Annotated in this window: 11 protein-coding genes; 2 read left to right on the forward strand and 9 right to left on the reverse strand. The window is 37.6% G+C overall.

All coding sequences use genetic code 11. The features are described from left to right. Nucleotides 1-140: 140 nt before the first annotated feature. The 3 genes from purK to IGL56_RS07390 all read right to left on the reverse strand — a co-directional run bounded on the left by purK (nucleotide 141) and on the right by IGL56_RS07390 (nucleotide 2787). Nucleotides 141-1265: a 5-(carboxyamino)imidazole ribonucleotide synthase gene (purK, locus tag IGL56_RS07380; protein WP_002371924.1), complete on the reverse strand. Its 1125-nt coding sequence runs from the start codon at nucleotides 1263-1265 to the stop codon at nucleotides 141-143. Continuing rightward, complete coding sequence (gene purE, locus IGL56_RS07385; protein WP_010815993.1) at nucleotides 1258-1746, reverse strand: 5-(carboxyamino)imidazole ribonucleotide mutase; 489 nt, start codon at nucleotides 1744-1746, stop codon at nucleotides 1258-1260. The genes purK and purE overlap by 8 nt, the downstream gene beginning before the upstream one ends. Before the next feature lie 174 nt (nucleotides 1747-1920). Continuing rightward, complete coding sequence (locus IGL56_RS07390; RefSeq protein ID WP_002357267.1) at nucleotides 1921-2787, reverse strand: SPFH domain-containing protein; 867 nt, start codon at nucleotides 2785-2787, stop codon at nucleotides 1921-1923. A gap of 149 nt (nucleotides 2788-2936) precedes the next feature. On the opposite strand from IGL56_RS07390, the gene IGL56_RS07395 reads away from it, so the two are divergent. After that, nucleotides 2937-3812, forward strand: a complete 876-nt coding sequence (locus tag IGL56_RS07395) for an NAD(P)H-hydrate dehydratase (RefSeq protein WP_002371925.1) — start codon at nucleotides 2937-2939, stop codon at nucleotides 3810-3812. 97 nt (nucleotides 3813-3909) lie between these two features. Here IGL56_RS07395 and IGL56_RS07400 read toward each other — a convergent pair whose 3' ends face one another. From IGL56_RS07400 to IGL56_RS07415, 4 genes are all read right to left on the reverse strand, one after another. Next, entirely contained in the window at nucleotides 3910-5550 is a 1641-nt protein-coding gene (locus IGL56_RS07400; RefSeq protein WP_002357265.1) for a peptide ABC transporter substrate-binding protein, read from the reverse strand. A 63-nt stretch (nucleotides 5551-5613) separates the two neighbouring features. After that, on the reverse strand, nucleotides 5614-5934 hold the full coding sequence (locus IGL56_RS07405) for a cupin domain-containing protein (protein ID WP_002357264.1): 321 nt from the start codon (nucleotides 5932-5934) through the stop codon (nucleotides 5614-5616). A 134-nt stretch (nucleotides 5935-6068) separates the two neighbouring features. Next, nucleotides 6069-7088, reverse strand: coding sequence for a branched-chain amino acid aminotransferase (locus IGL56_RS07410; protein ID WP_002357262.1), 1020 nt, complete (start codon nucleotides 7086-7088; stop codon nucleotides 6069-6071). A gap of 199 nt (nucleotides 7089-7287) precedes the next feature. Continuing rightward, nucleotides 7288-7740: a DUF2188 domain-containing protein gene (locus tag IGL56_RS07415; protein WP_002357261.1), complete on the reverse strand. Its 453-nt coding sequence runs from the start codon at nucleotides 7738-7740 to the stop codon at nucleotides 7288-7290. Nucleotides 7741-7918: 178 nt separating this feature from the next. Here IGL56_RS07415 and IGL56_RS07420 point away from each other — a divergent pair, with 178 nt between their 5' ends. Continuing rightward, nucleotides 7919-8530 carry a hypothetical protein gene (locus IGL56_RS07420; protein ID WP_002381806.1) on the forward strand — a complete coding sequence of 204 codons (612 nt, stop codon included), beginning with the start codon at nucleotides 7919-7921 and terminating at the stop codon, nucleotides 8528-8530. 46 nt (nucleotides 8531-8576) lie between these two features. On the opposite strand, the gene IGL56_RS07425 is transcribed toward IGL56_RS07420, so the two are convergent. After that, nucleotides 8577-9221, reverse strand: a complete 645-nt coding sequence (locus IGL56_RS07425; RefSeq protein WP_002357259.1) for a DUF998 domain-containing protein — start codon at nucleotides 9219-9221, stop codon at nucleotides 8577-8579. A 120-nt stretch (nucleotides 9222-9341) separates the two neighbouring features. After that, the gene (locus IGL56_RS07430; RefSeq protein ID WP_002386882.1) at nucleotides 9342-10496 is read right to left on the reverse strand and encodes an AI-2E family transporter; all 1155 of its coding nucleotides are present in this window, start codon (nucleotides 10494-10496) and stop codon (nucleotides 9342-9344) included. Nucleotides 10497-10695: the final 199 nt, after the last annotated feature.

Raw genomic sequence — 10695 nt, forward strand, 5'->3', positions numbered from 1 at the left:
TCTCGTTAGCTTCATGAACGCTATTCTTTCTATGTCAGCTGATTCACATCAGTTAAAAACTTACATTAGTTACAAAAAAACAACAATCGTTCGTGTTTGTTGAATGTAAAAATAAAAAACTTGCTTGGAGCAAGCATTTATTAAGTTACATTCCAAATACCAACAGTCTCAATTTCCTTTAACGTTTCTGATAAACAAGGTGTTGTAATGGTGACGTGGCCCATTTTTCTGCCAACTTTTGATTCGGCTTTTCCATAGTAATGGACTTGCCAAGTGGGTTTTGACGTGCATAACTGGTAGCTTTTTTCTAAGTGTTCACCTAAGAGATTCACCATAACCACTGGTTGAAGTAACTGGGGTAACCCAATGCCCCAATTGCTAATCCCTCGAATATGCGCATCAAATTGACTAAATGAGCAAGCTTCAATAGAGTAATGACCTGAGTTATGAGGCCGTGGCGCTAATTCATTGACGTACAACTCTTCTGAATCCGTTAAAAACAGTTCGATAGCTAAAACCCCAGATAAATTTAATTCCTCAGCAATGTGTTGCGCCAATTCCGCTGCTTTTTGTTGCACATTCTCAGAAATTCGAGCTGGCACAATTGATTCATGCAAGATATTCTTTCGATGAATGTTTTCAGATACAGGAAAGCTTTGGTAACCATGCTTATTCCCTGCAACGATGATTGAAAGTTCTTTAGTGAAAGGCACCCACTTTTCTAATTCACAAGTAGCGTTAGCTAATAATTCAGTCGCTTGGGAGAAATCCTCTTCGCATTTTAAGACGACCTGTCCTTTTCCATCGTATCCACCTTGAATAGTTTTTAAGACACATGGAAAACCAATCTTTTCTGTTGCTTGTGGCAGCTCTTTCTGACTTTTCACTTCCGCAAAAGGGGCAATCTTACAGCCAATCGATTGAAGAAACGTTTTTTCAAGCAATCGATTTTGAGTAATTTTTAACAATTCTGTTCCTTGTGGCAACTTTTCTAGTGGAATGGCCTTTTCTAGGGAGGCCACTTCAATATTTTCAAATTCATAGGTGATCACATCGCATAACTCTGCTAGTTCAGTTAAAGCAGATATCTGATCAAAGGCTGCCACAATTTGACGGTCAGCTACTTGACCAGCTGGACTATTGAGCGTTGGGTCCAACACAATCATTTGGAAACCCATTTTTTTACCACTCATGACTAGCATTCGCCCTAACTGTCCCCCACCTATAATGCCAATAGTTGCTCCGACTTTTAAAGGTTTATTCAAGTTGTTCCCCACTTTCCACAACCGCTTTTTCCAATGATTGTCGTCTTGCTTGGATTCTTTCTGCCAACTGTAAATCATCAATACTTAGTATTTCTGCAGCTAATAACCCAGCATTGGTAGCACCTGCTGAGCCAATCGCAGTTGTTGCTACAGGAACTCCCCCTGGCATCTGCACAATAGACAACAGTGAATCAATACCGTTTAATGTTCGTGTTTTAACTGGAACACCAATGACAGGTAAGGTTGTCTTTGCAGCTACCATCCCTGGTAAATGAGCCGCTCCGCCTGCGCCAGCAATAATAACCTTCAATCCTTTTATTCGTGATTCCTCTGCAAAACGAAACATCAAGTCAGGGGTCCTATGTGCTGATATCACTCGTTTTTCATAAGAAATTCCCAACTCTTCCAACACAAGACAAGCAGCTTTCATCGTTGCCCAGTCTGAGGTACTTCCCATAATCACAGCGACTAATGGTTTCATGAATGTAATAACTCCTTCCGCCTTTTTTCACTGTTATTCTAACAATGAGAAAAAGAGATGTCAAAGAAAAACCGAAATATTATAGATTAAAATTATATAATGTTCGTGTTTATCAAAAAAAAGAGTCATCGGAAAGATGACTCTTTTTTTGCTATTTTTAGCGTTGCTTCCTCTTTAAGAAGAAACGTCGCCTGTATTAATAACTGGTTGTGTGCCCTTATCAGTAATGATTGAGACTAGTAAATTATTAATAAGTTGTACTTTTCGTTCATCGGTAAAATTAATTTCTTGCCCTTCTTCAATCTGTTCTAAGGCCATTTGTGTCATGCTTACCGCACCTTCAACAATTGTTTGTCGAGCCGCTAAGATTGCTTTTGCTTGCTGTCTTTGCAACATGGAGCTAGCAATTTCAGTTGCATAAGCTAAATGATTCAACCGTGTTTCGATAACCTCTACACCAGCCACTGCTAAGCGTTCTTGCAATTCTTTGGTTAACTCCTCGGAAATTTGTTCGGTATTTCCTCGCAGAGTTACATCATTATCTGAAAAAGTGTCATAAGGATATTGTGTTGCTACATGCCGGATTGCCGTTTCGCTTTGAATTTCCACAAAGTCTTGATAATAATCGACATTAAATAACGCCTTAGCTGTATCGACTACCCGAAAAACGATGACCGCAGAGATTTCGATTGGATTCCCGTCAGAGTCATTGACTTTTAATAGAGAACTATTGAAATTTCGTACTTTCAAAGAAATGTTCATTTTTTGCGTAAATGGAATGGTAATAAACAACCCATTTTCTTTAATCGTACCTAAGTAGCGACCAAAAAATAAAATAGCTTTCGCCTGATTGGGACTAACAATGGTTAAGGAACTTAAAAATAAAATAGCCCCAACTAACAAAATAATACCTAAAACAACAAGAACACCATTAGTATGACTCGCTCCATAAATAAATAAACCAATTCCCGCAATTAAAATAACTAATAAGCTCGCAATTCCTACGTAGCCACTCATATAAAATGTTTTTTTCTCTTCCATCTGTTTCACTCTCCTAACTCATTTATCTGGTCCTTATTATACACCTCATTGCCTTCAATAGAGTAACTTTTAACATTAAATAAACTGATTTTTTCGGGGCTCTTGTAGTATACTGAGAACAAAGAAATCCCAAGAAAAGGAGTGATAGAATGCGCTATTTAAGCAAGGATATTTTAGAGGAAGTCATCACTCAACGCCCCTCCGACTCTTATAAAAGTAATTTTGGGCGTGTTGTATTAATCGGAGGAAACCGACAATATGGCGGAGCCATCATCATGAGTACCGAAGCGTGTATCAATAGTGGCGCTGGTCTCACCACTGTGATTACTGATGTTAAAAATCACGGGCCTTTACATGCAAGATGCCCAGAAGCGATGGTCGTGGGCTTTGAAGAAACAGTCCTTCTGACGAACGTCGTAGAGCAAGCGGAGGTTATTTTAATTGGTCCAGGTTTAGGCTTAGATGCTACTGCACAACAAATATTAAAGATGGTACTCGCCCAACATCAAAAAAAACAATGGTTAATTATCGATGGCTCAGCAATTACCCTGTTTAGCCAAGGCAATTTTTCCCTTACCTATCCTGAAAAAGTTGTTTTCACACCTCATCAAATGGAATGGCAACGTTTGAGTCACTTACCTATCGAGCAACAAACACTGGCAAATAACCAGCGTCAACAAGCAAAATTAGGCAGTACGATTGTTTTAAAAAGTCATCGCACCACAATTTTCCACTCAGGAGAACCTTTTCAAAATAAAGGTGGCAACCCTGGGATGGCTACTGGCGGAACTGGGGATACCTTGGCTGGCATCATTGCTGGTTTTTTAGCTCAGTTTAAGCCGACAATTGAAACCATTGCTAGCGCCGTTTACTTACACAGTCTCATTGGTGATGATTTGGCCAAAACCGACTATGTTGTTTTACCAACGAAGATTAGTCAAGCCTTGCCGACATATATGAAAAAATATGCCCAGCCACACACTGCACCTGATTCTGAACTATTAGAACAGAAGCGTTCGAGATAAAACCCGAAAAGGCTAAATGGTGACAAATTTTGGGTTAAAAAGCAGGATTTAAGCCTGGGCCGAAAATCAAAAGCGATTTTCAGCCCAGGCTCTCTTTTTATTTTTCCTTATAAACATTTTTTAACGTTAATGGAGCGCCAAAGGTATGAAAATTCAAGCCTTTGACTTTATCATTTTGCAGGACTGTTTGTTCATTTTGGCTAAGTGGAATCATGCCAGCAGTCGTTTCAATCACTTCTTTTTCAGCTGCAATCAGTGTCGCCCATCTTTTTTCTGGCTCTAAGGCATAGGTTGTGGCTGCTTCATCTAATAATTTGTCATAGACAGGGTTCTGATAATTGCGATCATTGCCCTTGTATAAAGTCATCAGGGTAGAAATAGGATCTTGATAGTCTGGTGTCCAGTAAATTAAGAATAAATCATAGTCACTTTCTCGCCCAAAGTTCAATGCAGCTTCGGTCGGCAATGCGGTTAGCTCTATTGTCAAACCAGGAAACAGTTCTTGTAGCGAGCCTTGCAAACTTTCACCAATTTTTTTGTAAGAACCATCATCTGTTACCATCAATTCAACGTTAACCTTTTCTCCTAATTCTGCTTGTGCTTTTTTCCAATAACTTTGCGCTTTTTCTTTGTTATAAACCATTAAATTACCTGCTTCTTGACGAAAATCGAGGCCCGTTGTGGGATTCGCCACAAAGCCTTCCGTAATCGCACCATGTAGCGCTTTAGAACCATCTGCAATAATATTATTGACTAGATTTTCTTTATCTATGCCTAAAGCCAACGCTTTACGCAGGTTTTCGTTTGCAAGCGGCGTTGCTTGCCCTTTCCGTTTTTGATTTAAGCGCAAATAGTTCATTGTCGCTGTTGGGTACGAATGATACAACGTATTATTTTTATTCTGTTGCGCCAATTCACCACTTAGTGTAGCCACATCTAATTGTCCATCTTCAAAAAGATTCAATGCGGTAGATGTTTCTTTGATAACCGTATAATTGATAATGTCTGAGCGCACGTTCTGGTGATCCCAATAGCGATTATTTTTTGCTAGTTGCCAGTCCATCTTTGTTTGCTGCCAATCTTTTACCACAAACGGACCATTATAGACGACTTTATCACTAGCAGTTCCATAGTCCGCACCAAATTGTTCGACTACTTTTTGATTTTGCGGGAAAAATGTAGGGAAAGCTAACAAGGACGTAAAGTACGGTTTTGGCTCTTTGAGCGTCACTTTTAATGTATAATCATCCACAGCTATGACACCAAGTTCATTGGGTGCTAATTTCCCAGCTGAGATTTCTGCACCATTTTGAATTGTTTCAACGATGAGGAAGCTATAAACAAAGCCATTTTTAGGATCAATCATTTTTTTCCAAGCATATTCAAAATCATGCGCTGTGACAGGATCATCGTTACTCCAAACCGCTTCTTTTCTCAAAGAAATCGTGTAGGTTTTTCCATCTTCTGAAATCATCGGCAATGCTTTTGCTACGGCTGGTACCAATTGGTCTTGTTCATCTAAACTATATAACCCTTCAAACGCTGCAGTTTGGACAATAGCATCTGGAAAATCCAATAATACAGAGGTGTTGAGCGTTGTTAATTCCGAGGGTGACATCAGTTGAACGGCTTCTTTGGTATTTTTCTGTTTCTTTTTATTTTCATTTTTATTGGTACACCCAGCTAAAAATCCTACCAATAAAATACAAACCATTGTGATTTTTAAATACTTTTTCATCTTCTTTCTCCTATAACTCTTCATTTTTTTATACTCTTACTTACAGAAAGACAGCTTCCCGTTTTATTCTGTTCTTTCCACAAGCATCCAGACAACGACCGCTGGCTCCAACCCATCATTATAATTAATGTGCCCCTCACCAGCTTCAATTAATTGGGCTTGTCCAGCTTTTCCGACTAAGTCTTGACCATCTTCTAAAATCGTATGTGCTTCGCCAGAAATCACATAAGAATATTCATCCTGTTCATGGCGAGCATATCCAGCTAAAGGCCGCTTTTCACCAGGTTGTAATGTAATAATGCCCATTTGAACTTGTGCATTTGGTTGGTTTTCTTTATCAAAAAAAATCGTCATTTCTTCTGATTCTGCTGATTTAATAAGCAATAGCTTTCCCTCCTTTTTTAAATCTTATATCTTCCATTATTCCTTTAAATAGAATCAAAGTCAATATTTTTATAGAAAATTCTGAATATTCTACACAAAAAAAAGAGAGCATGAATTCTCTCTTTTTTGTCTCTTTAAACTTTTACAATCCAGCCTTCTGGCGCTTCTTTGTCACCAAACTGTATGCCAACCAGTTCATCATATAGTTGCTTAGTCACTGGTCCAACTTCCGTTTCACTATAAAATACATGGAAATCTGTGCCGTTTTGAATCCCACCAATAGGAGAAATAATCGCCGCTGTGCCACAAGCACCCGCTTCGGAGAAGTCCGCTAATTGATCAATGTAAACGTCTCCTTCAAGCGCCGTCATCCCTAAACGTTCTTTTGCTAGCGTCAATAATGAATATTTAGTAATACTTGGTAAAATAGACGCTGATTTCGGCGTAATAAAAGTACCCTCTTTGGTTATGCCAAAGAAATTAGCTGCACCAACTTCTTCAATTTTCGTATGCGTATACGGATCTAAATAAATGCAATCACTAAATTCTTTCTCATGTGCTTCTGCACCTGGTAAAAGACTAGCTGCATAATTGCCACCCACTTTAGCGGCCCCGGTTCCTCGACCGGCCGCTCGATCATATTCAGAAACGATAAAGTTGGTTGGTGCTAAACCATTTTTAAAATAGGAACCAACCGGCACGCAAAAAATAGAAAAAATGTATTCTTTGGCAGGTGCTACGCCAATATTATCGCCGACACCAATCATATAAGGGCGAAGATACAACGTGCCACCCGTTCCATATGGCGGTAAATAAGCAAGGTTGGCTTTCACCACTTCTTGGCATGCAGAAACAAAGGTTTCTACTGGCACTTGTGGCATCAGTAGACGCGCACAACTTTTTTGTAGCCGTTTGGCATTTTCATCTGGACGAAACAAATTGACAGAACCATCTGCACATTGATACGCTTTTAATCCTTCAAAACATTGTTGGCCATAATGTAGAGCAGGCGAACCTTCACTAATCGTTAACTGATTGTTATCTGTTAGCGTGCCTTCTTCCCACTTGCCATCTCGCCAATAACTAATATAACGAAAGGGCGTTTTAATGTAAGAAAATCCTAAATTATTCCAATCAAGATTGGCTTTTTCCATTGTCGTAGCACCTCAATTATTTTGATTTTTTATCTTAATTAGTGTAATTGTACCCACCAAAAACTAGAAAAGCAAGTCTTATTCTCATTCTTAACTTTCTTAACTTTTGTTATTTTTTCTTACTTGTCCATTTCTCCCTCGCAAAAAAACCTTGATAACCGTTTCTTGAATTGCAACGGAATATCAAGGTGTCGAAAAATTATTCAGTATACTCTTTGGTTTCTTGTAACGTACCATCTTGCTTATAGATTTTCAGCTTTGTTTGCTTATTCCGAGCAATTTCTTGAGCTCGTTTAACCGCCTCTTGTTTGTGGGTAAATGTATTACTTGCTTTTTCAGCGCTATCTGAAATCACCAACCATTGGTCGTCTTTATATTTAACGTTGACAGCCGCCGTTAATAATTTTCCCGCATGTTTATCCTGTTTATGCGAATCTTGTTTCGTAGGATTTGCTTCTTGTTCAAATGCCTTTTTGTCTGCTGCACTTGCCTCTTGATACCATTTCTCCGCTTGACTAATCGCAATTGGAATGGCGCGATCATCAGGGTAGCCATCCGCAAGCAACGCATTGCCAATATCTATCGCTTTTTTCCGAATCAAAGGTGCTAAATTTTTCATTGATGTAGGATAATCATTCATATTCCAAGGCATCAAAATCTCCTCCTTAAATTCTGTCTATTACTAGCTTACTACAGAAAAGGAACATTTGAAAAAGAAATGATTACTTTGAATATTTCCTGAACCTTCTTGAGAGAATAAGCCTAATTTCCCATTAGCCAAACTTCTCAATCTTTGAGTGTATAATTACTCATTTCCCTTTGAATCAGTTATGATAAAGGAAGAAATAAATAAATTTTTTGGAGGGATTTTCATGAAAATGTCTAAAGTACTCACCACTGTTTTGACGGCAACTGCTGCTCTTGTGCTGCTTAGTGCTTGTTCATCTGATAAAAAAACAGATAGTAGTTCTAGTAGCAAAGAAACAGCTAATTCAAGTACAGAAGTAGTCTCTGGTGCTTCAATTAGTGCCAAGCCTGAAGAGCTCGAAATGGCGTTAAGTGATAAAGGAAATTGGATTGTCGCAGCTACTGACAATGTCACTTTTGATAACGAGGTAACAGTTGCTGGTACTTTCCATGATAAGGGGAAAGATTCCAACGATGTCTATCGTAAATTAGCGCTTTATTCTCAAGATGATAATAAAAAAGTAACTGCTGAATATGAAATCACAGTTCCTAAGCTAATCGTTTCTTCTGAAAATTTCAACATCGTTCACGGGACTGTCAAAGGTGATATTGAGGTGAAAGCAAATGGCTTTACTTTAAATGGTACCAAAGTTAATGGCAATATTACTTTTGATAAACAAGAATACAAAGATTCTGCTGACTTAGAAAAAGATGGTGCCACTGTTACTGGTGAAGTCACCGTAGCCAATAATTAAGTTATTACCAGACAATTTTAACTAGTAAAAAACCAATGACAAATGTTCAATCAAATTTGTCATTGGTTTTAGTTTGTAAACACAGTGCCAGCATTGGTAGATAATTACAAAATGAACTCACTCTTTGCCATAAGCCTAAATAATTAAATGGTTTTACCTGTTGCAACTGTGGAATCCTTGCTAAGCCATATAAGCCGGCTGCAAGCATACATAAAATAAACAAAAAGCCAAAAAGGTTTTTATTTTTTTGCGAACCGTATTTACTGTAGATAATGGTTAAGACGCCTGATAACAACAAAAAGCCTGTATAACCGACTGCTGATCCTCCGTTATGAAGCGCGGCAGCAACTGTGCCAGCGGTTGAAGTGTCTACGCTGAAGAGTCCACTGAAAATACAATCAAATAAACCATAAGCGCCAATCATTGCCACTACTAACCAAGCACCTTTTTTCGTTTTTCTGGAAAAAATAGAATATATCCTAGGTAAACTTGCTAACATCAACATTCCCGCAATGATAGTTAACCGATTAAAGTTTTCCCTAACTGGACTATTCACATCACCTAATAAGCTAATTACTTCTGTCAATTGATTGTAACCTTGATCTTTGAATCCGACATAATAAGGTGTAAAAAAATCAAGTAAGACCCCTAAAACTAAAAAATAGCCGCCATATTTTTTTAAAAACTGCATCTATTCACCTCAATTTTGATTTTCTATTTACTTCAAGTATAGCATATCAAAAATTCCAAATAATGAAACTTTCTTTTCCACTAAAAAACTTTTCGTCAGCGCGAGACGAAAAGTTTTACTTTAGGATTCAATAGAATCTACAATCTTATCATTTTCTTTTGATTCATTTAGCCACTCCGAGACAATAATTTTAATGATTGCAGCAACAGGAACTGCTAAAAACATCCCTAAGACGCCGAAGTACGCTCCCCCAATCGTGATTGAAACAATAATTAAAATCGGATTGACATTTAGGGCATCTCCCATAATTCGAGGACCAATAATATTGCCGTCAATTTGTTGTAAAATTAATAAAACTAGTAACACCGTAATTGCTTGAGTAACACCACCTGTGAAAAGCGTAATCACACCAGCAACAATTGACGCAAAAATCGAACCAAAATAAGGAATCATATTACAAATACCTAATAAAATCCCCAAAGTCACAGCAAATTTCACATTCAAAATACTTAACAAAATCGTTGATGAAACGCCAATTATACAAGCATCAAGAAATTGGCAACTGATAAATTTATAGAAAATTTTATTCGTTGTATTTAACCAGGTTTGTGTTTGCTTGTACACTTTTTCAGACAGCAATTTGTGGGCAGCCTTTTCAACAAATGTCAAAATAGATTGCTTAAATACCAGCGCATATATTGAGATAATCAACGTTAAAAATGCATTTAAAAAGAATGAGGAAACATTTTTAGTCAACGTTCCTAATGAAAATAACGCTTGTGTCCATTGATTTAAAAAACGTTCCGGCGACAAATCTTTAAGGACACTATTTAAATATTTTTCAATCGCGGCTGTTTTTAAAATCCCTTTATCTTCTAAACTCATCACAAACTGAACCATGTGATCATAAAAAGTAGGTAAAGAGTTTGCTAAATCTACTAAATTACTAATGAGTAGCGGAACGATATAGTTTAATGTCAAGACAAAAATAAACAAAATAATCAGGTATAAAAGGAGTACACTCAAGCCGTGTTTCGCTTTTTTAACGACTGGTAAAGGTACTCTTTCTAGTAATCCCTCGATTTTTTTTTGACTTCCACTCAATAAATAAGCAATCACGAACCCAGTAATGAATGGGGATAAGATGCCTAATAAACCCGAAACACTATGGACAAAGTGCTGATAATTCGTGATTAATAAATAGCCAACAATCAGCGCCATTACAAATAAAAAGCGGACAACCCAGTAATTCCAATCAACATTGTATTTCTTCAATCACTTCACCTCTAAATAAATTATGCCTATCATTGTAATTGTAAACGATTTGTGGCAAAAGGCAAGTTTGTCCATTCGTTCTTGATGAAATACACAAAGAAGCCTGACACTTTAAAAATGTGTCTGTTTATTCTGCAGTATAAAAATGAGGCACTAGGCCTTGCTTCTTTTCATAAAAGAAGCAACTTGGGCTACAAGT

Source organism: Enterococcus sp. DIV1316a (genome assembly GCF_050536915.1).
In the GTDB taxonomy this organism is placed as follows: domain Bacteria; phylum Bacillota; class Bacilli; order Lactobacillales; family Enterococcaceae; genus Enterococcus; species Enterococcus faecalis.

Excerpts from the sequence above, each read along its gene's own strand:
- IGL56_RS07410 (WP_002357262.1), bottom strand. The coding sequence starts at position 7,088 with ATGGAAAAAGCCAATCTTGATTGGAATAATTTAGGATTTTCTTACATT.
- purE (WP_010815993.1), bottom strand. The coding sequence starts at position 1,746 with ATGAAACCATTAGTCGCTGTGATTATGGGAAGTACCTCAGACTGGGCA.
- IGL56_RS07395 (WP_002371925.1), top strand. The coding sequence starts at position 2,937 with ATGCGCTATTTAAGCAAGGATATTTTAGAGGAAGTCATCACTCAACGC.
- IGL56_RS07425 (WP_002357259.1), bottom strand. The coding sequence starts at position 9,221 with ATGCAGTTTTTAAAAAAATATGGCGGCTATTTTTTAGTTTTAGGGGTC.
- IGL56_RS07420 (WP_002381806.1), top strand. The coding sequence starts at position 7,919 with ATGATAAAGGAAGAAATAAATAAATTTTTTGGAGGGATTTTCATGAAA.
- IGL56_RS07390 (WP_002357267.1), bottom strand. The coding sequence starts at position 2,787 with ATGGAAGAGAAAAAAACATTTTATATGAGTGGCTACGTAGGAATTGCG.
- IGL56_RS07415 (WP_002357261.1), bottom strand. The coding sequence starts at position 7,740 with ATGCCTTGGAATATGAATGATTATCCTACATCAATGAAAAATTTAGCA.
- IGL56_RS07400 (WP_002357265.1), bottom strand. The coding sequence starts at position 5,550 with ATGAAAAAGTATTTAAAAATCACAATGGTTTGTATTTTATTGGTAGGA.